This window comes from Streptomyces sp. NPDC059788, assembly GCF_042732265.1.
GTDB lineage: Bacteria > Actinomycetota > Actinomycetes > Streptomycetales > Streptomycetaceae > Streptomyces.
This window is the reverse complement of the sequence record NZ_JBHWHY010000047.1, coordinates 19,706-45,557: the sequence shown is the minus strand read 5'-3', so window position 1 is coordinate 45,557 and position 25,852 is coordinate 19,706. Positions and strand designations below refer to the sequence as shown.

Annotated in this window: 21 protein-coding genes; 10 read left to right on the top strand and 11 right to left on the bottom strand. The window is 73.8% G+C overall.

Annotated features, from left to right (window positions below):
- Nucleotides 1-50: 50 nt before the first annotated feature.
- From pcp to ACFV57_RS32880, 4 genes are all read right to left on the bottom strand, one after another.
- Complete coding sequence (gene pcp, locus ACFV57_RS32895) at nucleotides 51-704, bottom strand: pyroglutamyl-peptidase I (RefSeq protein ID WP_385239709.1); 654 nt, start codon at nucleotides 702-704, stop codon at nucleotides 51-53.
- A gap of 75 nt (nucleotides 705-779) precedes the next feature.
- Nucleotides 780-1,748 (bottom strand): DUF979 domain-containing protein, encoded by a 969-nt coding sequence (locus tag ACFV57_RS32890; RefSeq protein ID WP_385239707.1) that lies wholly within the window; start codon nucleotides 1,746-1,748, stop codon nucleotides 780-782.
- Nucleotides 1,745-2,452, bottom strand: coding sequence for a DUF969 domain-containing protein (locus tag ACFV57_RS32885; protein WP_385239705.1), 708 nt, complete (start codon nucleotides 2,450-2,452; stop codon nucleotides 1,745-1,747). Before ACFV57_RS32885 ends, ACFV57_RS32890 begins: the two co-directional genes overlap by 4 nt.
- A 122-nt stretch (nucleotides 2,453-2,574) precedes the next feature.
- A complete protein-coding gene (locus ACFV57_RS32880; protein WP_385239763.1) occupies nucleotides 2,575-3,300 on the bottom strand; it encodes a GntR family transcriptional regulator in 726 nt (241 codons plus the stop codon).
- 254 nt (nucleotides 3,301-3,554) lie between these two features.
- Between ACFV57_RS32880 and ACFV57_RS32875 the strand changes: the two genes are divergently transcribed.
- The 3 genes from ACFV57_RS32875 to ACFV57_RS32865 are packed head-to-tail and all read left to right on the top strand — an operon-like array spanning nucleotide 3,555 to nucleotide 5,895.
- Nucleotides 3,555-4,331 carry a LamB/YcsF family protein gene (locus ACFV57_RS32875; protein ID WP_385239703.1) on the top strand — a complete coding sequence of 259 codons (777 nt, stop codon included), beginning with the start codon at nucleotides 3,555-3,557 and terminating at the stop codon, nucleotides 4,329-4,331.
- Between the two features lie 47 nt (nucleotides 4,332-4,378).
- Nucleotides 4,379-5,017, top strand: coding sequence for a 5-oxoprolinase subunit PxpB (gene pxpB, locus ACFV57_RS32870; RefSeq protein ID WP_385239761.1), 639 nt, complete (start codon nucleotides 4,379-4,381; stop codon nucleotides 5,015-5,017).
- Entirely contained in the window at nucleotides 5,014-5,895 is an 882-nt protein-coding gene (locus ACFV57_RS32865) for a biotin-dependent carboxyltransferase family protein (RefSeq protein WP_385239701.1), read from the top strand. Before pxpB ends, ACFV57_RS32865 begins: the two co-directional genes overlap by 4 nt.
- Here ACFV57_RS32865 and ACFV57_RS32860 read toward each other — a convergent pair.
- Nucleotides 5,878-9,522: a hydantoinase B/oxoprolinase family protein gene (locus ACFV57_RS32860; RefSeq protein WP_385239699.1), complete on the bottom strand. Its 3,645-nt coding sequence runs from the start codon at nucleotides 9,520-9,522 to the stop codon at nucleotides 5,878-5,880. The two genes, ACFV57_RS32865 and ACFV57_RS32860, sit on opposite strands and share 18 nt — an antisense overlap.
- A 334-nt stretch (nucleotides 9,523-9,856) precedes the next feature.
- On the opposite strand from ACFV57_RS32860, the gene ACFV57_RS32855 reads away from it, so the two are divergent.
- Genes ACFV57_RS32855 through ACFV57_RS32845 form a run of 3 tightly spaced genes read left to right on the top strand, consistent with a single transcriptional unit; the run spans nucleotide 9,857 to nucleotide 12,239 of the window.
- Nucleotides 9,857-10,720: an oxaloacetate decarboxylase gene (locus tag ACFV57_RS32855; protein ID WP_385239697.1), complete on the top strand. Its 864-nt coding sequence runs from the start codon at nucleotides 9,857-9,859 to the stop codon at nucleotides 10,718-10,720.
- A gap of 15 nt (nucleotides 10,721-10,735) precedes the next feature.
- Complete coding sequence (locus tag ACFV57_RS32850) at nucleotides 10,736-11,182, top strand: hypothetical protein (RefSeq protein WP_385239695.1); 447 nt, start codon at nucleotides 10,736-10,738, stop codon at nucleotides 11,180-11,182.
- A complete protein-coding gene (locus ACFV57_RS32845) occupies nucleotides 11,175-12,239 on the top strand; it encodes a bile acid:sodium symporter family protein (protein WP_385239693.1) in 1,065 nt (354 codons plus the stop codon). The genes ACFV57_RS32850 and ACFV57_RS32845 overlap by 8 nt, the downstream gene beginning before the upstream one ends.
- Nucleotides 12,240-12,259: 20 nt before the next feature.
- Here the strand turns inward: ACFV57_RS32845 and ACFV57_RS32840 are convergent, their stop codons facing one another.
- On the bottom strand, nucleotides 12,260-13,093 hold the full coding sequence (locus tag ACFV57_RS32840; RefSeq protein WP_385239691.1) for an NAD-dependent epimerase/dehydratase family protein: 834 nt from the start codon (nucleotides 13,091-13,093) through the stop codon (nucleotides 12,260-12,262).
- Nucleotides 13,094-13,174: 81 nt separating this feature from the next.
- On the opposite strand from ACFV57_RS32840, the gene ACFV57_RS32835 reads away from it, so the two are divergent.
- The gene (locus tag ACFV57_RS32835) at nucleotides 13,175-14,131 is read left to right on the top strand and encodes a cupin domain-containing protein (protein WP_385239689.1); all 957 of its coding nucleotides are present in this window, start codon (nucleotides 13,175-13,177) and stop codon (nucleotides 14,129-14,131) included.
- Here ACFV57_RS32835 and ACFV57_RS32830 read toward each other — a convergent pair.
- The 3 genes from ACFV57_RS32830 to ACFV57_RS32820 all read right to left on the bottom strand — a co-directional run bounded on the left by ACFV57_RS32830 (nucleotide 14,128) and on the right by ACFV57_RS32820 (nucleotide 18,044).
- Nucleotides 14,128-15,372 carry a glycosyltransferase gene (locus ACFV57_RS32830; protein WP_385239687.1) on the bottom strand — a complete coding sequence of 415 codons (1,245 nt, stop codon included), beginning with the start codon at nucleotides 15,370-15,372 and terminating at the stop codon, nucleotides 14,128-14,130. The two genes, ACFV57_RS32835 and ACFV57_RS32830, sit on opposite strands and share 4 nt — an antisense overlap.
- A complete protein-coding gene (locus tag ACFV57_RS32825) occupies nucleotides 15,369-16,496 on the bottom strand; it encodes a glycosyltransferase family 4 protein (protein WP_385239685.1) in 1,128 nt (375 codons plus the stop codon). The genes ACFV57_RS32830 and ACFV57_RS32825 overlap by 4 nt, the downstream gene beginning before the upstream one ends.
- Nucleotides 16,497-16,619: 123 nt before the next feature.
- Complete coding sequence (locus ACFV57_RS32820) at nucleotides 16,620-18,044, bottom strand: HEAT repeat domain-containing protein (protein ID WP_385239683.1); 1,425 nt, start codon at nucleotides 18,042-18,044, stop codon at nucleotides 16,620-16,622.
- 322 nt (nucleotides 18,045-18,366) lie between these two features.
- Here ACFV57_RS32820 and ACFV57_RS32815 point away from each other — a divergent pair, with 322 nt between their 5' ends.
- Complete coding sequence (locus ACFV57_RS32815) at nucleotides 18,367-19,833, top strand: PP2C family protein-serine/threonine phosphatase (RefSeq protein WP_385239681.1); 1,467 nt, start codon at nucleotides 18,367-18,369, stop codon at nucleotides 19,831-19,833.
- Nucleotides 19,834-20,090: 257 nt separating this feature from the next.
- On the opposite strand, the gene ACFV57_RS32810 is transcribed toward ACFV57_RS32815, so the two are convergent.
- Complete coding sequence (locus ACFV57_RS32810) at nucleotides 20,091-21,599, bottom strand: hypothetical protein (protein ID WP_385239679.1); 1,509 nt, start codon at nucleotides 21,597-21,599, stop codon at nucleotides 20,091-20,093.
- Nucleotides 21,600-21,859: 260 nt separating this feature from the next.
- Here ACFV57_RS32810 and ACFV57_RS32805 point away from each other — a divergent pair, with 260 nt between their 5' ends.
- Nucleotides 21,860-22,993: an aminoglycoside phosphotransferase family protein gene (locus ACFV57_RS32805; protein WP_385239678.1), complete on the top strand. Its 1,134-nt coding sequence runs from the start codon at nucleotides 21,860-21,862 to the stop codon at nucleotides 22,991-22,993.
- Between the two features lie 244 nt (nucleotides 22,994-23,237).
- Nucleotides 23,238-25,241 carry an N-acetylmuramoyl-L-alanine amidase gene (locus tag ACFV57_RS32800; protein WP_385239676.1) on the top strand — a complete coding sequence of 668 codons (2,004 nt, stop codon included), beginning with the start codon at nucleotides 23,238-23,240 and terminating at the stop codon, nucleotides 25,239-25,241.
- Nucleotides 25,242-25,310: 69 nt separating this feature from the next.
- Here ACFV57_RS32800 and ACFV57_RS32795 read toward each other — a convergent pair whose 3' ends face one another.
- Complete coding sequence (locus ACFV57_RS32795; RefSeq protein ID WP_385239674.1) at nucleotides 25,311-25,811, bottom strand: hypothetical protein; 501 nt, start codon at nucleotides 25,809-25,811, stop codon at nucleotides 25,311-25,313.
- Nucleotides 25,812-25,852 lie beyond the last annotated feature (41 nt).

Genomic DNA, 25,852 nt, shown 5'->3' with positions numbered 1-25,852 from the left:
CAGAGTAGGCGCTCACACTGACAACGGACGAAACGGCACGGGGCCGAGCGTCAGTGTGTGGCACCTCCCACAGCCTTGATGTCCACATTTGTACGCGCGGCGGTGGCGGCGATCACACGCAGCCCCTCGGCGACGGCGCTCACCGGGAGTGAGGGCAGCGACCGGCCGGTGACCTGTCCGGGGGCGTACGGCACGTGGACGAAGCCGCCGCGCAGGGCGGGCCGCTCGGTCGCGATCAGGTGCATCAGGTCGTAGAAGACGTGGTTGCAGACGAAGGTGCCCGCGGTGTTGGAGACGGAGGCGGGCAGCCCGGCCTCGCGCACGGCGGCCACGCACGCCTTGACCGGCAGCGCCGCGAAGTACGCGGCGGGGCCGCCGGGGACGATCGTCTCGTCGATGGGCTGGGCGCCCGAGACGTCGGGGATGCGGGCGTCGTCGATGTTGACGGCGATGCGTTCCACGGTCAGGTCGGGCCGCCCGCCCGCCTGTCCGACGCACAGGACGAGGTCGGGGTCGTGGGCCGCGACCGCCTCGCGCAGCGCGGTGCGCGAGGCCCCGTAGACGCAGGGCAGTTCGGCGGTGACGATCTCCAGGCCGGCGGGCGGCGCGGCCGCGGCGGCCTGCACGGCCTGCCAGGAGGGGTTGGAGCTCTCGCCGTCGAAGGGCTCGAATCCGGTGAGCAGGATGCGCGTCGTGGGCGCCATGGCATTCCCTACGGTCGGTGAACCACGCGATGCCCCCCTGGTCCGCGTGCGGTTCGTGTCGTGCGGTACGTGTGGTCAGAAGGCGAACAGGGCCATGACCACGATGTTGCAGCCGAGCAGTACGCCGGCCGTCGGCAGCTGGGCCTTGATCGGGCCGTACTGGTCCTTCAGCTCCAGCAGCGCGGCCGGGACGATGTTGAAGTTGGCCGCCATCGGGGTCACCAGCGTCCCGCAGAACCCGGCGAGCATGCCGATGGCGAGGACGGCGGGCGCCTGGCCGTGGAAGTGCTCGATGAGCACGGGCCAGCCGACGGCCGCGGTCATCACGGGGAAGGCGGCGAACGCGTTGCCCATGATCACGGTGAACAGGGCCATGCCGACGCAGTAGACGATCACCGCGATGTACAGGGAGTCCTTCGGCAGCACCGAGGTGGCCAGCTTGCCGACCTGGGTGCCGACGCCGGAGAGCTGGAAGATGGTGCCGAGGGTGGCGAGCAGCTGCGGCAGCAGCATCGCCCAGCCCATCGCCTCCAGCATGGAGCGCCCGGCCTGTACGGGCACCGCTATCCGCTTCTCGCGCAGCATGATCATGCCGATGACGAGCGCGACGACGGCGCCGATGCCGAGCCCGAGGATGGTCTCGCTGCCCTCCTGGAGGATCGGCTCACCGCCGATCGAGAGCTTCTTGACGCCGACGGCGCACACCAGGGCGACGGCCGGGATGGCCAGCGCGGGCACGAAGAGCCGGTTGCCCAGCCTCAGGGCGCTGGCCTCGCGCTGCTCGGGTGTGGTGGTGCGCGGAGTGCCGCGTCCGGTGAACCCGAAGCCGGCCAGGACGACCATGGCCAGGACGGCCGCGCCCAGCGGTTCGGCCGGGGCCTTCTTCTCGACCACCCAGCTGCTGTAGATGAAGCCGACGCCGAGCAGGCCCCAGAAGGCCGTGGTGCCGAAGCGCTTGGGGTTGCTGCGGTCGGTGAGCATCTGGGAGGCCATCACCAGGAAGCTCAGGCCGACGAGCCAGTAGAACCACTCTGCCTTGATCACTTGGCTGCTCCCTCGGCGACGGGCTCGATGTTGGCGGCGACCAGCTCGCGTTCCAGGTACCGGTCCAGGCGCAGCAGCCGCCAGCCGTGTACGGCGAAGGCGCACAGCGCGGACGGGATGGCCCACAGCGCCAGGTGCAGCGGCTCCAGGTGGGTGTTGTACGTGGTGTTGACGAAGCTGGTGATGAGCAGGATCGAGCCGACGGCGAGGAAGACGTCCTCACCGAAGAACAGCCCCACGTTGTCGGCGCTCGCGGAGAACGAGCGGACCTTCTCCCGGGACTTCTCGGTCAGCCGTCCGTGCTTGCGCTCGGCGGCGCCCTCGGCCATCGGCACGGCCAGCGGGCGCACGGTCTGCGCGTGCCCGAAGACGTGCGTCAGGCCGACGGCGGCGCCGATCTGCCGCATGGCCAGGTACAGGGCCAGGAACCGGCCGGTGGTGAGCTTGGCGAAGCGGGCGATCAGCCGGCGGGCCTGCTCCTGGAGGCCGTAGCGCTCCAGGAGGCCGATCACCGGCAGGGTGATCGCGAAGATCGTCACCGCCCGGCTGCTCGCGAAGCCGGTGCCGAAGGCCGCCAGGACCTCCTGCGGCGACAGGCCGCCGAGCAGGCCGGTGACGATGCCCGCCACGCCCACGACCAGCAGGGCATTGCGTTTGGTGGCGAAGCCGACCACGACCACGAGCACGCCGAGAAGCACGATCATGGGTCCGCCTTCCGCATACGGGACCCCACGCGGACCGTGAGGAGGATGCGAGGAGGTTAGGCGATTGTTCAACGATCCGACAAGGGGTTGGCGGAAGCGAAAAGCAGCTGCTCCGGTGCGCCCTATTGCGCCGCGATGCGCTGGGCGTACGCCCCGGAAAGCTGCGCCCGCGAGTCCTCCAGATAGGACTCCAGCAGCCGCTCCGCCTCGCCCCCGTTCCCCGCCTCCAGCTCTTCGAGGATCTGCCGGTTACGGGTCAGGTACGGCGCGTGGAAGCGGCGCGGATCGTCCATCACGTGGAAGACCAGGCGCAGTTCCGCGAGCACCCCGCGCATCAGCTCGTCGGTGCGCGGACTGCCCGCCAGGCCCACCACCGCCTGGTGGAAGCGCAGGTTCGCGGTGCCCAGGTCGCGCCAGGCCCGCTCCTCGAAGGCCGTCTCGCCGGCCACCACGGCCGCCTCCATCGCCTCCACCGGATGCGGCGGCTCGCCCAGGCTGCGTACCGCGGCGCACTCCACGAGCGTACGGACCCGGTAGATGTCGTCCAGGTCCGCCACCGTCACGATGCGCACGAAGACCCCGCGGTTGAGCTGGTGCACCAGCAGGCGCTCGTGCGTGAGCAGGCGGAACGCCTCGCGCAGCGTGTTGCGCGAGACCCCCAGGGCCCCGCCGATGCTCTCCTCGGACAGTCTCGCCCCGGGTGGGAAGTAGCCCTCGGTGATGCGGTCCCGGAGAATGTCGGCGACCCGCTCCGCGGTACTGGAGCGCCCCAGCAGCACCCGGTCGCCCGCCAGCTCCGAGACCTCGGCGAGCCTGTGCCGGTCGCCCCGTGTCATCCCGCCCGCCATCGCCGTCCCCGCTTTCGCCCCGCGCTTGCTGTGAGCGGCAGTCAATCCCAGATGGCAGAACGAGACAACACACCCCTTGTCGGATCGTTGAACGATCGCTTACGTTGGCCTCACCACCGGCCGGCCCGAGTGCCCTCAGCTGAAGAGCCACTGAGGAGAGCCACTACGGATACGGGCCGGCCGGTCTCCAGCCAGTGACCCGGCGCCCGCGCGCCCGCCCCGTGGGGCCATTTCGGAACGGACTTGCGACTTCTATGAGCGACCCGGTGACCACCCCCCTCGTCGACCTCAACGCCGACCTCGGCGAAGGCTTCGGGCGCTGGGAGCTCACCGACGACGAGGCCCTGCTGTCCGTCGTCACCAGCGCCAACGTGGCCTGCGGTTTCCACGCCGGGGACCCGAGCACCATGCGCCGGGTGTGCGAGCTGGCCGCCGAGCGCGGCGTCGTCGTCGGCGCCCAGGTCTCCTACCGCGACCTCGCGGGCTTCGGGCGCCGCGCCATGGACGTACCGCCGCGCGAGCTGGCCGACGAGATCGCCTACCAGATCGGCGCGTTGGAGGTCTTCGCCCGCGCCGCCGGGACCCGGGTCGGCTACGTCAAGCCGCACGGCGCGCTGTACAACCGCTGCGTCCACGACGAGGCGCAGTCCGCCGCGGTCCTGGAGGGCGTACGGACCGCCGGCACCCCGCTGCCCATCCTCGGCCTGCCCGGCTCCCAACTGCACGAGGCGGCCCGCCGCGTCGGCCTGCCCGTCGTCGGCGAGGCGTTCGCCGACCGCGCCTACACCCCCGAAGGCACCCTGCTCCCGCGCCGCGAGCCGGGCGCGGTCATCCACGACCCGGACGAGGTCGTCAAGCGCGCGCTGGGCATGGCGACGGAGGGCACGGTGACCGCCGTCGACGGCACCACCGTACGGACCGAAGCGCGCTCGCTGTGCCTGCACGGCGACACCCCCGGCGCCGCCGGCCTCGCCCGCCGGGTGCGCGACGAGCTGACGGCGGCCGGCGTGCGGATCGGCAGCTTCGCGTGAGCACCGCCCCCGGCGGCCGCGCCCCGGCGGGCCGCTCGCGGCTGCCGATGCGCCCGCTGCCGGTCGGCGACAACGGGCTGCTCGTCGAACTGGACGACGCCGCCGCGGTCGAGGCCTTCCACGCCGAGCTGGTGCGCCGCGCCGCCGCGGGCACCCTGCCCGCGGTCCGCGAGATCGTCCCGGCGGCCCGCACCGTCCTGCTCGACGGACTGGCCGACCCTGCGCGGCTGGCGGCCGAACTGCCCGGCTGGGACGTCGCCCCGGTCACCGCCGACGACCGGCCCGCCGTCGAGATCCCGGTGCGCTACGACGGCCCCGACCTCGCCGATGTCGCGGCCCTGTGGGACACCACCCCGGAAGAGGTGGTCCGTATCCACTCCGGTACGCAATTCCACGTCGCCTTCTGCGGGTTCGCCCCCGGCTTCGGCTATCTGACGGGGCTGCCGGAGCGCCACCACGTGCCGCGCCGGGCCACGCCGCGCACCAAGGTCCCGGTCGGTTCGGTCGCCCTGGCCGGCCCGTACACCGGCGTCTATCCGCGCTCGTCCCCCGGCGGCTGGCAGCTGATCGGCACCAGCGATGTCGACCTGTGGGACCCGGACCGCGATCCGGCGGCACTGCTCTCCCCCGGCACCCGCGTCCGCTTCGTACCGGTAACAGCGGAATCATCCCAGGAGGCCCGATGACCGACCGCGCCTTCTGCGTCGTACGCGCCGGAGCCCTGACCACCGTCCAGGACCTCGGCCGCGCGGGCCACGCCCACCTCGGCGTGCCGCGCGCGGGCGCCCTGGACGAGCCCGCCCACCGGCTCGCCAACCGCCTCGTGGGCAACCCGGACGAAGCCGCCACCCTGGAGACGACCCTCACCGGCTGCGCCGTACGGGTCCGCACGGACACCGTGGCCGCGGTGACCGGCGCGCCCTGCCCGGTCACGGTCGACGGCCGCCCCGCCCCCTGGGGGGCGCCGGTACGCGTCCCGGCAGGCGCGGTGCTGGACGCCGGCCCGGCCACCGCCGGGCTCCGCTCCTACCTCGCCTTCGCCGGGGGCGTCGAAGCGGAGCAGGTGCTCGGCAGCCGCGCCGCCGACCTGCTCTCCGGGCTCGGGCCCGCGCCGCTGTCCGACGGCGGCGTGCTGCCCCTCGGCGCCCCGTACGGCCCGCCCGCCCACGTGGACGCCGTCCCGCGCTCGGGGCTCCCGCTCGCGGAGCTGGTGCTGCCGTGCGTGCTGGGGCCGCGCGACGACTGGTTCACCGAGGCGGGCCTGCGCACGCTCGCCACCGGGCGCTTCCGCGTCTCCTCGGCGAGCAACCGCATCGGGCTGCGCACCGAGGGCCCGCCGCTGGAGCGGCGCAAGGACGGCGAACTGCCCAGCGAGGGCATGCCGCTGGGGGCGCTCCAGGTGCCGCCGAACGGCCTGCCGGTGCTGTTCCTCAACGACCACCCGACGACGGGCGGCTACCCGGTCGTCGGTGTCGTCCCGGAGCGCTTCCTCGCCGCCGCCGCGCAGGCCGCACCGGGCACGCCCGTCCGTTTCGTCCCCCGGCGCTCACGTGCCTCCGGCTGACCCGTCCGGCTCCCCGTACCCCCCGCCTCCCGGCGTCCGGATCACCAGCACGTCCCCCGCGCCGATCTCCGCCACGTCGCACCCCTGGAGCGCCTCCTCCGTACCGTCCGCCCGCCGGATCAGGTTGGCGCCGGTCGCGCCCGGCCCGCCGCCCGCCATGCCGTACGGCGGGACCCGCCGGTGGTTGGTCAGCAGGGCCACCGTCACCGGTTCCAGGAAGCGCAACTGCCGCTCCGCGCCCCGGCCGCCCCGCCACCGGCCGTCGCCGCCGCTGTCCTCCCGTACGGCGAAGCTCTCCACCCGCACGGGATAGCGCCACTCCAGCACCTCCGGGTCGGTCAGCCGCGAGTTGGTCATGTGGGTCTGCACGGCGTCCGCGCCGTCGAAGCCGTCGCCCGCGCCCGAGCCGCCGGCCACGGTTTCGTAGTACTGCACCCGGTCGTTGCCGAAGGTGAGGTTGTTCATCGTGCCCGAGCCCTCGGCCTGCACACCGAGCGCGGCGTAGAGCGCGCCGGTGACCGCCTGCGAGGTCTCCACGTTGCCCGCGACGGTGGCCGCGGGGAACTTGGGCGCCAGCATCGAGCCCGGCGGGATGCGCACCTCCACCGGCTTCAGACAGCCGCTGTTGAGCGGGATGTCCTCGGCGACGAGCGTGCGGAAGACGTAGAGCACCGCCGCCATCACCACCGAGGTCGGCGCGTTGGCGTTGCCGGGCAGCTGCGGCGAGGTCCCGGCGAAGTCCAGCACCGCGGCGCGCGCCGCCCGGTCCACGGTCAGCGCGACCTGGATCACGGCGCCGCCGTCGGTCTCGTACCGGTACGAGCCGTCCGTCAGCCGCGCGATGATCCGGCGTACCGATTCCTCTGCGTTGTCCTGGACGTGTCCCATGTAGGCGCGCACCACGTCCAGGCCGAACTGGCCGATCATCTTGCGCAGCTCACGGATGCCCTTCTCGTTGGCGGCGATCTGGGCGCGCAGGTCCGCGATGTTGGCGTCGGGCGCCCGCGAGGGGTACGGGCCCGCGGCGAGCAGCTCGCGCGTCTCGTCCTCGCGCAGCCTGCCGTCCCGTACCAGCAGCCAGTTGTCGAAGAGGACGCCCTCCTCCTGGATGGTGCGGCTGAAGGCGGGCATCGAGCCCGGGGTGATGCCGCCGATCTCGGCGTGGTGGCCGCGCGAGGCGACCAGGAACAGCAGTTCCTCCCCGGCGTCGTCGAAGACGGGGGTGACGACGGTGACGTCCGGCAGGTGGGTGCCGCCGTGGTACGGGTCGTTGACCGCGTACACATCGCCCGGCCGCATCCCGTCCGCCGCGCCGCGCCGCCGCCGGAGCACCTCCTTGATGGACTCCCCCATCGACCCGAGGTGCACGGGGATGTGCGGCGCGTTGGCGATCAGGCTGCCCTCGTGGTCGAAAAGGGCACAGGAGAAGTCCAGCCGCTCCTTGATGTTGACCGAGTGGGCGGTGTTCTCCAGGCGGACGCCCATCTGCTCGGCGATGGCCATGAAAAGGCTGTTGAAGACCTCCAACATGACCGGGTCGGCGTCCGTGCCGACCGCCTGCCCGCCCGCGCGGGGCCGCGCCCTGGTCAGCAGCAGGTGGCCGCGCTCCCCCGCGCTCGCCTGCCAGCCCGGGTCGAGGACCGTCGTCGCGTCGTCCTCGGCGATGATCGCGGGGCCGGTGAGGGTGTCGCCGGGGCGCAGGTCGCCGCGGGCGAACAGGTCGGTGTCCTGCCACCGCCCCTGCGCGAACATCCGCACCGTCGCGACCGGCCGCAGCGCCCCGGCCCGCTCCCCCGTCGGCACCTCGTGCCCGGCCGTGCCGCCCGCCGCGCCGGCCGCCTCCACCGAGACGGCCTCGGCGATCAGCGGTTTGTCCATCGTGAACGCGTACCGCGCGCGATGCGCCCGGACGAACTCGGCGGCCATCACCCGCGGGCTGTCCAGCGCCACGCCGATCGCGGAGTCCGTCCCGGCGTAGCGCAGCATCACGCGCGCCCGGGTGGTGACGCTCTCCTGCGGGACGCCGTCGTCGAGCAGTTCGCGGCGGGTACGGCCGGCCAGCTCGTCGCAGACACCGTGCACCTCGGCGAGATCCGTCGCGTCCGACTCCGGGTCGATCTCCGCCTCGACGGCCTGCTCCCGCATCGCCGTCGCGTCGGCCACCCCGATGCCGTACGCGGACAGCACACCGGCCAGCGGCGGTACGACGACCGTGCCGATGCCGAGCGCGTCGGCGACCGCGCAGGCGTGCTGGCCGCCGGCGCCGCCGAAGCTGGTGAGCGCGTAGCGCGTGACGTCGTAACCGCGCTGCACGGAGATCTTCTTGACCGCGTTGGCCATGTTCAGCACGGCGATGTCCAGGAAACCGGCGGCGACCTCCTCGGGGCCGCGCCGGTCGCCGGTGGCCCCGGCCGCCTCCTCGGCCAGCCGCGCGAAGCGGTCCCGTACCGTCGCGGCGTCGAGCGGCTGGTCGCCGTCCGGGCCGAAGACGGCCGGGAAGTGCGCCGGCTGGACACGGCCCAGCATCACGTTCGCGTCCGTGACGGTCAGCGGTCCGCCGCGCCGGTAGCAGGCCGGGCCGGGGACCGCGCCGGCCGAGTCGGGGCCCACCCGGTAGCGCCGCCCGTCGAAGTGCAGCACCGAGCCGCCGCCCGCCGCGACGGTGTGGATGTTCATCATGGGCGCCCGCATCCGTACGCCCGCGACCTCGCTGCCGAAGACCCGCTCGAAGGAGCCCGCGTAGTGCGACACGTCGGTGGAGGTGCCGCCCATGTCGAAGCCGATCACCCGGTCGTACCCGTCGCCCGCCTCGGCGGAGGAGCGGGCCATCCCGACGACGCCGCCCGCCGGTCCGGAGAGCACCGCGTCCTTGCCGCGGAAGTGCGCCGCCTCCCGCAGCCCGCCGTTGGACTGCATGAACATCAGCCGTACGCCGGGGAGTTGACGTGCGATCCCGTCCACGTACCGGCCGAGGATCGGCGAGAGGTAGGCGTCCACCACGGTGGTGTCGCCGCGCGGCACCAGCTTCATCAGCGGGCTGACCTCGTGCGAGCAGCTGACCTGCGCGAAGCCCGCCTCCTCGGCCAGGGCGGCCACGGCCTTCTCGTGACCGGCGTGGCGGTAGCCGTGCAGCAGGACGACCGCGGCGCTGCGCAGCCCGTCCGCGTACGCCCGCGCCAGCTGCGCCCGTACCACGTCCGTCTCCAGGGGCCGGACGACCTCGCCCCGCGCGTCGACCCGCTCCGGGACCTCGATCACCCGCTCGTAGAGCGCCTCGGGCAAGACGATGCGCCGGTCGAAGATCCGCGGCCGGTTCTGGTACGCGATGCGCAGCGCGTCCCGGAAACCCTCGGTGGTGACCAGCACGGTCGGCTCGCCCTTGCGCTCCAGCAGGGCGTTGGTCGCCACGGTCGTGCCCATCTTGACCACGGCGATCCGCTCGGCGGGGACCGGCTCGTCCGGCGCCAGCCCCAGCATGGTCCGGATGCCGGCGACGGCCGCGTCCTCAGTGCTTCCCGGGCGGTGCGAGAGCAGCTTGCCGGTGACCAGCCGCCCGTCGGGGCGCCGCCCCACCACGTCCGTGAACGTGCCGCCCCGGTCGATCCAGAACTCCCAGCGTCCCGTCATACGGCCATTGTGACAGCGCACTTGGCGGCCCCGGCGCTTTCCGCCCGGCCCCGTGCGCGATCGGCGCGGCACCGCGTGCGAAAACGTCCGGGCAGCCTCCGGCGCATTTCAGCTCATCGCCTTTACGCCCCCGTGCGAAGCACCGCCGAAACGTCACTTCCGCGGTATGTCCATCAGCTCATCCTCTTTCCCCACCAACCGCCTTGGCCTGCGCCGTTTCCTCAAATGGGTGTTGCTTCCCGGATTCCTTTTACTCCCTCTTGGTTTCCTGGGACCGTCGGGTCAAGAACACCCCAAGGACCCGCGCCCCGCGGGTCCGGGAGGCGGGAGAAACATGCAGTACGGCAGCGCTCTGCGCGAGGCGGCCCGGTCGCCCCGCACCACACCGCTCATCGGTATCTACGACATGTATTCGGCTTCCATCGCGGCCCAGCACTACGACGGTATGTTCGTCTCCGGATTCGGCTTCGCCGCGTCCCATTACGGCCTGCCCGACATCGGGTTCATCGCCTGGCCGGACATGGTGCAGTTCGTGGAGCGGCTGCGCCTGGCCTTTCCGGCCCACCACCTGCTGGTGGACATCGACGACGGCTACGTGGACCCCGAGGTCGCCTGCCACGTCGTCCAGCGCCTGGAGCGCGCCGGTGCCTCCGGCGTGATCCTGGAGGACCAGAAACGGCCCCGCCGGTGCGGCCACGCCGACGGCAAGCTGATCCTGCCCCTGGAGGAGTACCTGGACAAGCTCAACCTGGTGCTGAGCAGCAGAAAAGACCTGGTCGTGGTGGCGCGTACGGACGCCACGGAAGAAGCGGAGATCATCCGGCGGGCCGAGGCGCTCGCGCGGACCGACGCGGACGTGGTCCTCGTGGACGGGGTGCGCAGCGTGGCGTGGATCGAGAAGATCCGGTCCGTCGTGGGCACCAAACCCCTGCTGTTCAACCAGATCGCGGGCGGCAAGTCGCCGCGCCTGTCACTGACCGAACTGTCCGACCTCGGCGTGGACGTGGCGATCTACAGCACCCCCTGCCTGTTCGCCGCGCACGGCGCCATCGACGGGGCGCTGGCCGACCTCAAGACGGCCGACGGCCGGCTGCCCGACACCGGCCGGGCCGGCAGCGTCGAACTGCGCGGCGCCACCGAGCTGTTGGAACGCAACATCAGCAGGCGGCGCACACACCTCGAACCGGCCCCCGTCTGAGACGAGGTTCCCTCCATGGCACCGAACCCCTTCAGGAACGGCGCCGGGCGGCGCCGGGACCGCGCCCAGCGGTCCCGGGCCGTGTGCCCGTCCGCCCTGTCCGTCGCCGTCGCCGCGGTGATGAGCGTGCTGTGGGGCGGCGCCGCCGCCCAGGCCGCCACCCCCTCGCCGCCGGTCCCGCCGGCCCCGCCGTGCGACTCCCCCGACGACGAGGAGGAGGAGCCGCCGGCACCCCGCGGGGGCACCTCCGTCGGCCTGCTGGTCGTCGACAACTCCGCCGCGGACTCCTGGCTGGAGATCGACCGCACGCTCAACACCCTGCTCGCCGGCAAGGGCACGGCGGGCAGCGACCACGACGGGGGCGGCGGCGCCATCGACGTACGGACCAGGGACGCGAACGGGCCCGGGGCCGACCCGTCGCGGGTCGGCCACCCGCCCTGGCAGACCGGCGACGATGAGTGACCCGGCGCCGGCCTTCCGGACGGCGCGCCCACCGGGCCGGCTGAGGCGGGCGGTCGACCCCTACGTCGCCGCCCTCCTCGGCACGGTCCTGCTCGCCACCCTGCTGCCGGCGACCGGGCGGGGCGCCGTGGCCGCGGGCACCGCCGCCGACCTCGCCATCGGCCTGCTGTTCTTCCTCTACGGGGCCCGGCTGTCCACCCGGGAAGCGGTGCACGGGCTACGGCAGTGGAAACTCCACCTGCTGACCGGGGCGAGCACCTTCGTGCTGTTCCCGCTGCTGGGCCTGGCGGCCGGCGGCCTGGTCCCGTTCCTGCTCACCGACCGGCTCCACACGGGCCTGCTCTTCCTGTGCGTCGTCCCCTCGACCGTCCAGTCCTCGATCGCCCTGACCTCCACGGCCCGCGGCAACGTCCCGGCCGCCATCTGCGCGGGCACCTACTCCAGCCTGTTCGGCATGGCCGCCACCCCGCTGCTCGCGGCCTGGCTGATCGGCTCCTCCCTCAGCTTCTCGGCGGCGGGCCTCGCGTCCATCGCCACCCACCTCCTGCTGCCCTTCCTCGCCGGGCAGTTCCTGCGCCCCTGGGCCGGCGGCTTCCTCACCCGCCACAAGAAACCGCTCGGCCTCCTGGACCGCGCCTCGATCCTCCTCGTCGTCTACACCGCCTTCAGCAAAGGCATGGCGCAGGGCGTCTGGCAGCAGGTCACGCCCACCCGGCTGCTCGCCCTGCTGCTCCTGGCGGCGGGCCTGCTGGGCACGGCCCTCGTCACGACCTCCCTCGCCGCCCGCCGGCTGGGCTTCAGCCGGGAGGACCGCGTCACCATCGTCTTCTGCGGCTCGAACAAGAGCCTGGCCACGGGGCTGCCCATGGCGGCCGTGCTCTTCGGCGGCGCGGCCGGTCCGGTCATCCTGCCGCTGATGCTCTACCACCAGCTCCAGCTGATGGTCTGCGCGGTCATCGCCGCCCGCTGGTCGCGGCAGCCGCGGAGCGCCCCGGCCGTACCGGAGCCGCCGTTGCGGCTGGCGGCCCGGCCGGCCGGGGAGGAACCGTCGGCCTGACGGTCTTGAACGAGCACCGGTCAGCCGTGCCACACCCCGGTCACGGCGGTGGCCCTGACGTAGTCGGTGAAGTCGCGGGGCTCGCGGCCGAGGGCCCGCTGGACGCCGTCCGCGAGCTGGGCGAAACGGTTTTCGGCGATCCAGCCGAAGAGCATGGTCAGCAGGGCGACGAAATCCTCCGGCAGGCCCTGCCGCGTGGCCTGCGCGGCGAATTCGGCCGGCGGGACGGGCCGGTAGGCGATGTCCCGGCCGGTGGCCCGGGCGATCTCGTCGGCCACGGCGGCCAGGCTCAGCAGGCGCGGTCCGGTCAGCTCGTAGGCCTGCCCGCCGTGCCCGTCCTCGGTGAGGGCGGCCACGGCGACCTCGGCGATGTCCTCGGCGTCGACGAACGGCTCGACGCCGTCCCCGGCCGGCAGCACGACGGCGCCGTCGACGATCTGCCTCCGGAGGAACCCCTCCTCGCTGAAGTTCTGCGAGAACCACGCCGGTTTCAGCAGCGTCCACTGTGCGCCGGACTCCCGCACCGCGCGCTCGCAGGGCAGCTTCTCCTCACCGGCGGGCGCCACCCAGTCACGGTGGGACAACAGCACCAGCCGCTCGACGCCGTTCGCCACGGCGAGCTTGCTGAACGAACTCAGCGATGTCGCCGCGTCGTCGAGCATGGAGTCGACCAGGTAGGCCGCGCCGACGCCCGCCAGCACGGGCTCCCAGGTGTTCTCGTCGTTCCAGTCGAAGCGCGTCGGCCCCTTACGGGAAGCCGCGCGGACCTCGTAACCGCGCCGACGGAGACGCGAGACCACGCGGCGTCCCGTCTTGCCCGTACCACCGAGGACCAGGATCGGTTTCGTCATCATGTGATCAGTCAAGCGGCGCAGCGGTGAGCCGTGAAATGGTCCATCCGCTCATATAAATGTCTCAGCGTCTAAACTCGCCGCATGGACCCGCTGGCGAGCCTCCTGCACGAAGTCCGTTCCGACGGCGCCCTGTTCAGCCGGAACATCCTGGCCCCGCCCTGGTCGGTCCGCTTCGCCGACGGGAAGCCGCTCACCGTCGTCACGATGCTGAGCGGTGCGGGCTGGGTCGTCCCCGGTGACGCCGAGCCCGTCGCGCTCGGCTGCGGCGATGTGGCCGTGGTGACCGGGCCGGAGCCGTTCTCCGTCGCCGACGACGCGGACGCGGGTGCGCCGCCGCTCTACGTCGTGCACCCCGGCCACTGCACGGCGGCCGACGGCGCGGACGTCAGCGACGACGTCATCCTGGGCCTGCGCACCTGCGGGAACAGCCCGGACGGCCCGACCGTGCTGCTCACCGGCAGCTACCAGGTCGACGGCCGGGTCACCGAACGGCTGTTGAGCGCGCTCCCCCGGGTGCTCGTGGTCCACCACGAGGGCGGACCGGGCCCGATCCTGGACCTCACCGCCATGGAGATCAGCCGCGACGACCCCGGACAGCAAGCCGTCCTGGACCGGCTGCTGGACCTGTTGCTGCTGTCCACGCTGCGGGAGTGGTTCGCCCGCCCGGAGGCCGATCCGCCCGGCTGGTACCGGGCGCTCGGCGACCCCGTCGCGGGCAGGGCACTGCGGCTGATCCACGACCGGCCCGCGCGTCCGTGGACCGTGACCGCGCTCGCCGAGGAGACCGGTGTGTCGCGGGCGACGTTCGCCCGCCGCTTCAGTGACCTGGTCGGCCGGCCGCCCATGGCCTACCTGACCGACTGGCGCCTCGCCCTGGCAGCCGATCTGCTGGTGCGCACGGAAGCCACCGTGGAGTCCGTCGCCCGGCAGGTGGGATACCAGAGCGCCTACGGGTTGAGCGTGGCCTTCAAGCGGGCGTACGGAATCCGCCCCGGCCGGCACCGGGCAGCCGCCACCGGGGCGGCCGGCGGCGGCTAGGAATGCGCCGGATGGCGCGGGCAGCGGTCCGGCGCCGACGGCGAGCCGTCCGGCCGGGGTGCCACGGCGGCGTCGTGGGCCGCGAGGAAGGCCGCGACGGACGGCTGCCAGCCGAAGCCCTCCGCGCGCTGCCGGGCCGCCGCGCGGCGGTGCGCCACCGGGCGGGCGAGGACGCGCAGGACCGCGTCGGCGTAGGAGGCGCCGTCGTCCAGGGCCGTGTCGCCGCCGGGGCCGACCAGTCCGGCGAGGGCCGACGCGGCGCTCGCGACGACCGGGGTGCCGCAGGCGAGGGTTTCCAGGGCCGCCAGCCCGAACGTCTCCGCCGGCCCGGGCGCGAGAGCCACGTCCGCGGCGGCCTGGAGAGCGGCGAGTTCGGCCGGATCGGCGATATGCCCCAGGAACGCCGCGGGCAGGCGCTCGGTACGGGCGCGGGCCGTCAGTCGGGACCGCAGCGGCCCGTCCCCCGCCACCACCAGCGCCGCGTCGACGCCACGCCACCGCAGCTCCGCCAGCGCGTCCAGCGCGCGCCCCGGCCGCTTCTCCGGTGACAGCCGCGAGCACAGCAGCAGGAGCACACCGGCACCGCCCGCACACCGCCGCCGCAGCTGCGGACTGTGCAGGGCGGGGTGCCGGGCCGTCAGGTCGACACCCAGCGGGGCACGTACGACGTTCCGGGCGCCGACCCGGGTGAACTCGGCCGCCGCCCACTCCGTCGTGCACACCACGCGGCTGTAGGCGTGCGCGGTCCGGGCGTTGAGCCGGTCGGCGGCGCCGCGCGCCGGTCCGCGCGGTACGCCCCAGGTCCGCAGCACCCCGTCCACGCTCTCGTGGGACACCAGCACCGAGGGGACGCGGGCCCGCCGCGCCCATTCGCCGGTCCAGCGCAGCGTCGTACGGTCGGAGACCTCCAGGCGGTCGGGGGCCAGCGCTTCCAGGACGCGCCGGACGCGGCGCCGGTCGGCCAGTACGCGGTAGCCGCCCGTACCGGGCAGGACCGGCCCCGGCAGGGTGATCACCCGCCCCTGGTCCGTCTCCTCGTCGCGTACGGCGGTGCCGGGCACGATCAGCACCGGCTCATGACCTGCGGCGCGGTATCCGGCGCCGAGGGCGCGCAGCGCGGTGCGCAGCCCGCCGGACTGCGGGGTCACGAAGTTCGCGAGCCGCACGATGCGCAGCCCGGAACCGGTGTACGGGGTCTCGTCGAGGGTGCGGCGCGCGGCCGGACCCGGTTGCGGCGTCATACGGCCACCGCCGTCCGGTCCGCGAGCACGTCCTCGTAGTGGCCCAGCAGTTCGTCGCCGACCACCTCCCAGGTGCGGTGCTCGACCGCCGTACGGCCGGCCGCGCCCAGCCGTGCGCGCGCCGCCGGGTCCCCGGCCAGCAGCCGGACGGCGTCGCGCACCGCCTCCCCGTCCCCCGGCGGCACCAGCAGCCCGGTACGGCCGTGCCGCACGAGGTCCAGCGGGCCGCCCGCGGCGGGCGCCACGATGGGCACGCCGCCCGCCATCGCCTCCTGGACGGTCTGGCAGAAGGTGTCGTAGCGGCCCGTGTGCACGAACACGTCCAGCGACGCCACGAGCCGGGCCAGCTCGTCGCCGGTGCGGCGCCCCAGGAAGCGCACCCCGGGCAGCGCGGCGCGCAGGCCGGGGCCGCTCGGCCCGTCCCCGATCACCACGGTCCGTACGCCCGGCAGCCGCGAGACCGGGGCCAGCAGCCGTACCTCCTTCTCGGGCGCGAGCCGCCCGACGTACCCGACCAGCAGGTCCCGGCCCGCGGCGAGCGAGCTGTGCAGCACCTCGTCGCGCCGGGCGGGGTGGAACCGGGCGGAGTCCACCCCGCGCGGCCACAGCCGCAGCCTGGGCACGCCGTGCGCGGCCAAGTCGTGCAGGGCGGAGTTCGACGGCGCGAGCGTGCGGTCGGCCGCGGCGTGCACCGCCCGCAGACGCCGCCAGGCGGCGGCACTGCCGGTGCCGAGGTAGGCGCGTGCGTAGCGGCCCAGGTCGGTCTGGTAGACCGCGACGGCGGGCACGCGGCGCCGTACTGCGGCCGTCATGCCACGCGCACCGAGGACGAAGGGACTGGACAGGTGTACGACGTCCGGTCGGTGCCCGTCCAGAGCGGCGGCCAGCCGGCGGCCGGGCAGGGCCACGCGTACCTGCGGGTAGCCCGGCAGCGGCACGGACGGCACGCGGACGACCGGGCACGGCCCGGCCCGCTCGCCGTCCGGTGCCCCGTCGGCGCCCAGGGGCGCGACGACGAGCACGTCATGGCCGCGTCGTACCAGGTGCCGGGCGGTTTCCAGGGTGCAGTGGGCGACGCCGTTGACGTCGGGCGGGAAGGACTCGGTGACGATGACAACACGCATAGGGCTGTTGTCGGCCCACCGGGCGTGGCCCCGGCCACGTGGATCTGTCCAGCCGGGGAACGTCCCATGAGCGTTGACGCCCGCGCCGGGGCCCGGCGCGCGGCCCCCGGCCCCCGGCGCCCGTCAGACCGCCGGCGCGTCCGGCCCGAACCGGAGGCGGACCGCCGTCTGCACCTCGGCCTCCTCGGCCGGATCGGCGGCCAGCCGCCGCAGCTGCTCCACGACCCGGGTGTCACCGGTCGCCGCGTGGCGGGCGGCCAGCTCCCTGGTGGTCTCCTCGCAGTCCCACAGGCACTCGACGGCGAAGCCCGCAGGGAACCCGGGGTCGGTGACGGCCAGCGCGCCCGCGGCGCGGCCCCTGAGGTGGGACGAGGAGGTCTCGCGGTAAATATGGCGCAATACGGGCGCCGCGCAGACCACGCCGAGGCGGCCCGCCCCGTCGACCAGCTCCCACAGGCCGTCCGCGTCCGGGCCGTCGGTCCGTACCGTACGGCGCAGCGCGGCCAGCACCAGGTCGGCGTCGCCGCGCCCGCCGCGGCGGGCCAGCATCGTGGCGCCGGCCGCGCCGAGGCGGTCCGGGCGCGGGGCCCACCGGCGGGCCCGCTCGATGGCGGCCACATTGCACATGCGCTCGAAGGCGGCGAGCGCGGCCTCGGCGAGCGGGCGGCCGGAGAACGGGTCGGCGGCCGCGGACTCGATGAGGTCGAGGGCGTCCGGGTCGCCGCGCTCGGCGAGGTGGCGCAGCGCGGCGGCGCGGGCGGCGTCCGGTCCGGTGCGCGCGGCGCGCAGCAGCTCGGGGCGGTCCTCCGGGCCCGCGACGGCCGCCAGGCAGCGCGCGGCCGGAACCTGACGCCACTCTTCCGGGTGCAGTTCCAGGCCCTGCTGGGCCCAGTCCAGGATCTCGGTGACACTCCAGCCGGGGCGCGGCCCGGCCGGCCGCAGCTGGCGCTGCCAGCGGTCGAAGCAGCCCTGTTCCTGCGCGGCGCGGATGCGCTCCCCGTAGCGGGGGTCCTCGGCCCACAGCCGCCACGGCCGGGGCTCGAAGGCGTCCCGGACGGCGGCGGCCAGCTCGGCATCGCCCTCCGCGGTGAGCGGGAAGCGGGCGAGGACGGCGGGGGCGAGGGTCGCCAGACCGGCGTCGTCGTCACGCAGGGCGAGCTCGTCCAGGGCCCAGCGCCAGTTCGTGCCCGCGGCGGCGTAGCTGCGCAGCAGCAGGAGGGCGGCGTCCCGGCCGTACGCGGCGAGGTGGCCGAGCACGGCGAGGGCGAGGCCCGTGCGCTCCTCACCGGGGTCGGTGAGGTCGTCGGGGTGGAAAAGATGCCGTTCGATCTCTTCGAGTCCGCCGTCGAGCTGCATGTAGAGCCGCGCGTAGTACAGGGAGCGGTTCTCGACCTGCCAGTCGCGGCGGGGGTCGCGCAGCACGCTGTCGTTCAGTGCCGCGAGCGCCTCGGCCCGCGGCGCCGCGAGGGCGTGCAGGGTCCCGTCGCCGCGGCCTCGCTGCAGGAGGCCGAGCAGGGTGCCACTGGGCGCTATGTCTGGATCGAACATGAGGTCAGCATCCGGTGCGGGGGACAGGCTGGCAACGGGATTTCCGCTGACCGGCATTCTTGCCGGTGACCACGGGTCGTATGCGTCGTTCCCACCATGGATCGGTGGGCCGAGCGCACTACGGCGGCGGAAGCCTAGCCTGGAACGCTCCCTTCCGCCGACTCGGCCGAGGATTGCCCCCGGGAGGCCACGGGCATATGCCAAGTGCACCACCGTATCGGGTAATGCCAAATCCCTTACGGGCGGTCGCAGCCTGTGCAACAGTCGTTACCGGCCCTTCCGTCAGACTTGGCCCCGGCGCCGCCTGATATCGGAGTACGTCATGCCGTCCCCTCTCTTCGCGGACCGACCAGCCGCCCAGCCGCCCGAGCGCGACGTGGTCGAGGCACTGATCACACAGGCGCGCCGGCTGCGCGGCGGCCTGGACGCCGTACGCCGGGAGACCTCGGCGGGCGGCGAGGAGCACCCGGACCCCCGGCTGCGCTGGCAGCGCGCACTGTGCGACCTCGCCGTCCACCACCTCGACGACCTCGGCGGGCACCTGGACCAGCTCCGGGAGGGCCTGCCCGCCGACCCCGAGGCGGAGACGGCCGACGAGGACCGGCTGCCCGTGGCCCCGCCCGAGCCCGCGGGCCACCGCAGCGGCTCGCTGCTCAGCCGGGTCGGCAGCGCCGAGTGGAATCTGCTCACCGACGAGGTGAGCTGGTCGCCGGAGCTGTTCGGGATCTTCGGCCGGGAGCCGGCCGAGGGACCGCTGACGCTGGACGAGCTGCCGTCCCTGGTCTTCTGCGAGGACCAGCAGCTGCTGACCACGATGGTCACGGACTGCTTGGTGGACGGCCGGCCGATCGACGGCGAGTTCCGCATCGTACGGACCGACCAGAGCGTACGTACGGTGCACATGGTGGGCGAGCCGGTGCTCGAAGCCGACGGCAGCACGGCGTGCATGTGGGCCGTGCTGCGCGACGTCAGCGAACTGCGCCGCAGCCAGCGGGCGGTGCGCGAGACCCGTGACTCGCTGCAGCGCCAACGGCACAGGGCGCAGACCGAGCACCGGCTTGCGGTCGAGCTGCAGGAAGCCGTGCTGCCGCCGTGGCGCGGCTCCCTGCGGTTCCCGCAGGGCGGGCCCGTCGCACTCGACCTCGCCGCCCGTTACCTCCCTTCCGGAACCAGCGCCCTGATCGGCGGCGACTGGTACGACGCACTGCAACTCCCGGACGGCAAGACGCTGTTGAGCGTCGGCGACCTCACCGGCCACGGCGCCACCGCCACCTCCGGCATGGCCATGGTGCTCGGCGCGCTGCGCGGCATGGCGGTGTCCGGCCAGGAGCCGGGCCCGCTGATGGGCTTCCTGAACCAGCTGCTCGACACCTCCACGCAGCCCGCCCTGGGCAGCGCGGTGTGCTGCCGCTTCGACCCCGCCACCCGGCAACTGGTCTGGGCCCAGGCCGGGCACCCCGCCCCGCTGCTCTTCCGCGACGGCACGGGCAGCCCGCTGAACCCCCCGGAGGGCGTCCTGCTCGGCGCCACCACCGGAGCCGCCTACAGCCAGCGCTGCGAGCAGCTCGCGCCCGGCGACCTGTTGGTGCTGCACACGGACGGCCTGGTGCCGCGCCGCTCGCACGGCGCGCTCGCGCCCCACGAGGGGTCCGAGCGCCTCCTGTCGCTGGCACCGCGGTTCGCCGCGGCGCGCAACGCGCAGGACTGCGTCCGCATCGTCGCCGAGGAGTTCGGCAGCGCGGAGCGCGAGGACGATGCGTGTGTGCTGATCGCCAGGGTGAGCGGGTAGCGCGCAGCGGCAGGCCCGTACGACGTCGTACGGCAGTACGGCGCTGAGCGGTGCGCACGGCCCCGCAGCGCGGATAGGGCCAGGACCGGGGTCACGGGTCTTGGCTTTTCGGCTCTCCCGGTTGTCGTCGGTCTGCTGCTCTCTCGGCCGGCCGCTCCCGGCCGGCTGTTGTTCTCGGCCCGCGCACACCGGCCGCGTACGGCGTCGCCCGGTTCTCCGTCCGTCCGGGCCGTTTCGTACGCCGGTGCCCGCCGGCGTCAGATCCGCAGGTTCGTGCCCACCGGGCCGAGCCCCGGGCCCAGCCCCTTGGCCTTGGCCTTCGGCATCACCCGCTGGATCTCCTCCCGCAGGTCCTGGATCGTGCCGTGGTTCGCGTACTGGCCGGTGAGCCGGTACATCTCGCGCAGCCGGTCCCAGGTGCGGTGGGAGGAGTTCTCCTTGATGGACACCAGGGCCAGCCGGGCGTAGCGGTCGGCCTGTTCGGGGTCGTCGCCGATGAAGCAGGCCGAGGCGAGTGAGAGATAGTCGAAGATCTGTGAGCGCTGCCGGCCGTTGTCGCGCAGCCGCAGCGCCTGTTTGGCGTGCGCCTGGGCGACCTTCGCCGCCCGGGGGTCGTGCTCGGCCAAGGTACGGAAGGCCAGCGCCTGCATACCGTGCAGGTCCGCCTCGTCGAACATCTGCATCCAGCTCGGCGGCGGCACATCGCCCTTGTCGGAGACGAACAGTTCCTCCGCCTCGCCCAGGGTGCGCCGCATCGCCTGGCCCTGCCCCTTGGTCGCCTGGGCCCACGCCTCGATGGTGTAGAGCATCGCGCGGGTCCGCGGCAGGGTCTCGCCGCCGGAGCCGGACTTGGCCAGTTTCATCAGGTCCAGGGCGTCGTCCGGCCGGCCCAGGTGCACCATCTGGCGGGCCGCCCGGGAGAGCGCCTCGCCCGCGCGCGGGCGGTCGCCGCCCTCGCGCGCCGCGTGGGCGGCGATGACGAAGTACTTCTGGGCGGTGGGCTCCAGCCCCACGTCGTGGGACATCCAGCCCGCCAGGACGGCGAGGTTGGCCGCCACCCCCCACAGCCTGCGCTGCAGGTGATCGGGGTGGCGGTAGGCGAGCATCCCGCCCACCTCGTTGAGCTGGCCGACCACGGCCTTGCGCTGCAGCCCGCCGCCGCGGGCCGCGTCCCAGGCGCGGAAGACCTCGACCGAGCGCTCCAGGGCGTCGATCTCCTGCGACCCCACGGGGGCCGCCTCGTAGCGGTCGAATCCGATCTGATCGATGGTGTTGTCGGCGAAGGGGTCGTCGAATCGGGGGGCGTCGGCTGCCAGCGCCGGGTCGGTGTGCAGCCAGTCGTGCATGGCGCTGCTGAGTGCGGAGCCCGCGGCGAGCGCCGCGCCCGCGCCCACCAAGCCGCGTCGGTTGAGCATGAGGTCCATTCCCGTGAATTCCGTGAGGACCGCCGCCGTTCGCTCGGGCGGCCACGGGAGACCGTCCGCGGCCTGTTTCCTCCCCGCGCGCCCGGAACGACCGAACCCGAGGTCCTCGATGGTTACGACACGGCCGAGACGCTCGGTGAACAGGGCGGCGAGCACCTTGGGCACCGGATCGCGCGGGGTCTCCCCCGTGTCGATCCAGCGCCGTACCCGCGAGGTGTCGGTCGCCAGCTGCGGATGCCCCATGGCGGCCGCCTGCCGGTTGACCAGTCTCGCCAGTTCGCCCTTGGACCAGCCGGCCAGGCCGAAAAGGTCCGCGAGACGGGTGTTCGGCTCCCTGTCCACGTCAAGCCCCCAGGTTCCTCGACTGACTTGACAGTAACGGCCCGTCCCGGACGCTTGCGAGCATTCGCCAGGGTTCGCCAGGGTCCGCCAGATGGTCTGCCACCCGCGCCCGCGTGTTCTGTAGGAGTGCAGCCCCCGGCCCGGTGTCGGTACCGCATTCCCCAGGGTGCGGACACCGGATCCGGGGCCTTCGGGCCCCGGGTCGCCGGGCCGGGAGCGGCACTGCAACTCGTCGGCGCACGAAGGGATCAGCCTCACCCATGTACGCAACATCGTCCGCCGTGAGCGCCCCGAACCGGCCGTACCGTCCGCAGCCCCCGGGAAGCGGACCGTATCTCGACCCCTCCCAGTCTCCGGGGGCGGTCTCCGGCCTCACCGGCGGCCGTAATCGGCGGACGCACGGGGGAGGTGCCCAACCGCTCAGCGGGAGACTCGACTTGTCCGGCCCTCAGGGCGCCCAGCTGCGCGCCGCGGTCGCCTCCGTGCACCGCATCTGTCCCGAGTTCCATCCGGTCCAGGTGCTGCGCCGGAGCGGCAAGTCCGTCCTCCTGGTGGGCACCACCGGCCGCACGACCGCGGTCGCCAAGTGTTTACTGGACCACTCCCCCGCGTGGGCCGAGCGGTTCCGGCACGAAATAGCTGCTTATCGGGCCTTCGTACGCCACCGCCCGCCGGTGCGCGTACCGAGGCTGGTCGCCGCGGACCCCGACAACTGCACTCTGGTCGTGGAGCGGATGCCCGGCCGGGTCGCCTCCCTCCAACGGCATCCGACCGAAGCACCCCCGCGCGCGGACGTCCGGGCCGCGCTCGGCGCGATCTGCCGGGTCAACCTCTGGCGGCCGCCGGCCGGGATGTTCGACGCGCCCCTGGACTACGCGGGCCGCATCGGGCGCTTCCACGACCTCGGCCTGCTGACCGACCGGGACCTGGGCGACCTGCAGAAGCTGCTGCACGGTCTGGCCCACACGCAGGGCCAGTTCTGCCACGGCGACGCCCTGCTGAACAACGTCCTGCTGTCCCCCGCCGGCCCGGTGCTGCTCGACTGGGACCACGCCGGCTGGTATCTGCCGGGCTACGACCTCGCGACGCTGTGGTCGGTGCTCGGTGACGCCCCCGTGGCGCGCCGTCAGATCAGCCAGCTCGCGCAGGCCGCCGGGCCGGCCGCGCGGGACGCCTTCCTGGTCAATCTGATGCTGGTGCTCACCCGAGAAATACGGCGTTACGAGACCGCCGTGCAGCGCACCATGCGCGAGCCCACGCCGACGGGCACGCCGGGGCCGGGACACCCCGGTGCGCTCGCGGCCGGTGAGGAGCAGCGACTGCTGCTGCGTCGGCTGCACGACGACTGCCAGATGGCGCGGCGTGCGGTGCGGGCGGCGGTCGGCACCCGCTGATCCGCCAAGGGGGGTATGTGAGCGGCACGCCGTAGAGGCGTGCCGCTCACGTGTGTCCGGGCCGCGGCCCCGCTTTCGTACGGGGTTGCGGGATGCGGGCTGACATGCGAAACCCGTGTGGCGCACGGTGATTGACGGATCGTCGGCCAGGCGATAGCTGTATTCGGATCCCGTTCCGCGCACGGCCGTATGCACACCGTCCGCCAGACGCCCCGGCTCGCCCGGTCGGCCACAGGAGGCTGCATTGCGAGGATCCGACGAGAAGAGACTCCCCCGCTCCAGGGCGCGCAGGGCCGCCACCGCCGTCGCGGCGGCGGCCTTGTTGCTGCCCCTGGTCTCGGCCGCGCCGTCGTCCGGCCCGGACGGGCAGCCCCCCGCCACGGCGGAGCAGCCGCGCGCCGGCAGCTTGCAGCGGGCCTTCGGTGACGCCGCCGCGCAGTACGGCGTCCCGCGGAGCGTGCTGCTGGCCGTCGCGTATCTGGAGTCGCGCTGGGACGGGCACGGCGGCGCGCCCAGCGTGTCCGGCGGCTACGGCCCGATGCATCTGACCGACGCCCGTACGGCGCTGGCGGAGCGGCCGCATCACAGCGACGGCGACGAGGACCCGCGCGGCGACGCCTCCCGTGCCCGCAAGCGGGTCCGCGCCCAGCTGCCGCCCGCCACGGCGGTGCCCGCCCGGCTGCGCACCCTGGAGCGGGCGGCGCGGCTGACCGGGCTGCCCGCCGAGCGGCTGCGGCGCGACCCGGCGGCCAACATCCGCGGCGGCGCGGCACTGCTGGCCGCGGAGCAGCGCCGTCTGGGGCTGCGCTCCGCCGATCCGGCCCGGTGGTACGGGGCGGTCGCGCGCTATTCGGGCGCGGACGACGCCCGCACGGCGGCGGGCTTCGCCGACGACGTGTACGACGTACTGCGCCAGGGCCAGTCCCGTACGACCGACGCGGGCCAGCGGGTGACGCTGCCCGCCACGCCGGGGCCGGCGGCGGACCGGGCGCAGCTCGGGCGCCTGGGACTGCGGTCCGCCGCCGCGCCCGCGGACGGGGCGCGCCCGGAATGCCCGCGCACGGTGTCCTGCGTGTCCGTACCGGCGCCGTACGAGGAGTTCGGCGACGGCGACTACGGCAACCACGACAAGGCGGACCGCCCGCGGGACCAGCGCATCGACGCCATCGTCGTCCATGACACCGAGGGGTCCTGGGAGACGACGCTGAAACTCATCAAGGACCCGACGTATGTGTCCTGGCACTACACGATCCGGTCCTCGGACGGGCTGATCGCCCAGCACGTGCCGACGAAGGACGTCGCCTGGCACGCCGGGAACTGGTACGTCAACGCGCACTCGGTGGGCATCGAGCACGAGGGTTTCCTCGCGGCTCCGGACGCCTGGTACACGGAGGCGATGTACCGGGCCTCGGCCCGGCTGGTGCGCTACCTGGCGCGCAGGTACGACCTGCCGCTGGACCGGCAGCACATCATCGGCCACGACAACGTGCCCGGCACGACACCCGCCACGATCAAGGGGATGCACACCGACCCGGGTCCGTACTGGGACTGGGCGCACTACTTCCGCCTGCTGGGCAGGCCGTTCGTCCGTACGGCGGGCCCCGGGGGCGGCCTGGTCACCATCCGGCCCGACTACGACCTGCACCGGCCCGTCTACACGGACTGCGTCAAGCCGGGGCAGCCGTGTGCGCCGCACGGCTCGACCGCGGTGCGCCTGCACACGGAGCCGGGCGAGAGCGCCCCGCTGGTCCAGGACATCGGGCTGCGGCCGGACGGCAGCCCCTCGACGACCGGTGTGAACGACACCGGCGCCCGCGCTACCACCGGCCAGCGGTACGCGGTCGCGGAGCGCCGGGGCGAGTGGACCGCCGTCTGGTACCTCGGCCAGAAGGCGTGGTTCCACAACCCGGCCTCGCGGCCGACCGCGGTGGACGCCAGGGGCCCGGTGGTCACGCCGAAGGCGGGCCGGGCGGACATCCCGGTGTACGGGCGGGCGTATCCGGAGCCGGCGGCCTATCCGGCGGGCGTGCCCGTCCAGGCCGTCACGCCCCTGCCGTACAAGCTGCCGGCCGGCCAGCGCTACGCGGTCGGCAACCGGGTGCGCGGCGAGTACTTCTACGCCCCGACGTACGACCTCTCCCGGCACGCGGTGGTGCGCGGCGCGGACGTCTACTACGAGATCCAGGTGGGGCACCGGGTGGGCTACGTACGGGCGGCGGACGTCGACGTACGGCCTTCGGGCACATAGCGTCCGGGGCGGCGTCGTGCCCGGTTCGCAGCCGGGCGCGACGCTCTGCCGGAAGGACGGGCGCCGGGCTCAGCCTTGCTGGAACATCTCCGCCGGCAGCGGCTTCAGGAGGGCGTACAGGTCGTCGGTGATCGGCCGGTCCCAGCTGGCGATGGTGACCAGCACGCCGTCGCTGCGGTCGAACTGGGCGCAGGAGATCCGGCCCTCCGAGCACTTGATGCGCTTGACGATGAGCAGGTTGTCGTCGTGCATGACCGGGGTGTCCTCGGTCTCGACGACGGTCACCGGCTCCTCGTTGCCGAGCGCGGCGAGCAGCTGCGCCACCTCGAACGGCACCTGCCCCTCCCCGGGCTCGCGGGCCGGGGAGCCCTCCGGCAGGTTGCCGATGATCATCGCGGGGCCGCGGCCGCCGAACAGGTCGTAGCGCAGGAAGACTCCCTGGCAGCTGCCGTCCGGGGCGGGCAGCAGCCCCGCTCCGAGATTGCCGGGCCAGTCCCCGGGGTCCATGGCGAGGACGTCGAAGTCAGGCCCGGCGGGCGTGGCTGCGCTGCGGCGGCGGAGGAACGACATACCGCCATCGTACGTGGCCGCCGACGGCCGGCGGGCCCGGC

Coding starts and splice junctions, on each gene's coding strand:
- pcp (WP_385239709.1), bottom strand. CDS start 704: ATGGCGCCCACGACGCGCATCCTGCTCACCGGATTCGAGCCCTTCGAC.
- ACFV57_RS32885 (WP_385239705.1), bottom strand. CDS start 2,452: ATGATCGTGCTTCTCGGCGTGCTCGTGGTCGTGGTCGGCTTCGCCACC.
- ACFV57_RS32880 (WP_385239763.1), bottom strand. CDS start 3,300: ATGGCGGGCGGGATGACACGGGGCGACCGGCACAGGCTCGCCGAGGTC.
- ACFV57_RS32875 (WP_385239703.1), top strand. CDS start 3,555: ATGAGCGACCCGGTGACCACCCCCCTCGTCGACCTCAACGCCGACCTC.
- pxpB (WP_385239761.1), top strand. CDS start 4,379: ATGCGCCCGCTGCCGGTCGGCGACAACGGGCTGCTCGTCGAACTGGAC.
- ACFV57_RS32865 (WP_385239701.1), top strand. CDS start 5,014: ATGACCGACCGCGCCTTCTGCGTCGTACGCGCCGGAGCCCTGACCACC.
- ACFV57_RS32860 (WP_385239699.1), bottom strand. CDS start 9,522: ATGACGGGACGCTGGGAGTTCTGGATCGACCGGGGCGGCACGTTCACG.
- ACFV57_RS32855 (WP_385239697.1), top strand. CDS start 9,857: ATGCAGTACGGCAGCGCTCTGCGCGAGGCGGCCCGGTCGCCCCGCACC.
- ACFV57_RS32850 (WP_385239695.1), top strand. CDS start 10,736: ATGGCACCGAACCCCTTCAGGAACGGCGCCGGGCGGCGCCGGGACCGC.
- ACFV57_RS32845 (WP_385239693.1), top strand. CDS start 11,175: ATGAGTGACCCGGCGCCGGCCTTCCGGACGGCGCGCCCACCGGGCCGG.
- ACFV57_RS32840 (WP_385239691.1), bottom strand. CDS start 13,093: ATGATGACGAAACCGATCCTGGTCCTCGGTGGTACGGGCAAGACGGGA.
- ACFV57_RS32835 (WP_385239689.1), top strand. CDS start 13,175: ATGGACCCGCTGGCGAGCCTCCTGCACGAAGTCCGTTCCGACGGCGCC.
- ACFV57_RS32830 (WP_385239687.1), bottom strand. CDS start 15,372: ATGACGCCGCAACCGGGTCCGGCCGCGCGCCGCACCCTCGACGAGACC.
- ACFV57_RS32825 (WP_385239685.1), bottom strand. CDS start 16,496: ATGCGTGTTGTCATCGTCACCGAGTCCTTCCCGCCCGACGTCAACGGC.
- ACFV57_RS32820 (WP_385239683.1), bottom strand. CDS start 18,044: ATGTTCGATCCAGACATAGCGCCCAGTGGCACCCTGCTCGGCCTCCTG.
- ACFV57_RS32815 (WP_385239681.1), top strand. CDS start 18,367: ATGCCGTCCCCTCTCTTCGCGGACCGACCAGCCGCCCAGCCGCCCGAG.
- ACFV57_RS32805 (WP_385239678.1), top strand. CDS start 21,860: ATGTACGCAACATCGTCCGCCGTGAGCGCCCCGAACCGGCCGTACCGT.
- ACFV57_RS32795 (WP_385239674.1), bottom strand. CDS start 25,811: ATGTCGTTCCTCCGCCGCCGCAGCGCAGCCACGCCCGCCGGGCCTGAC.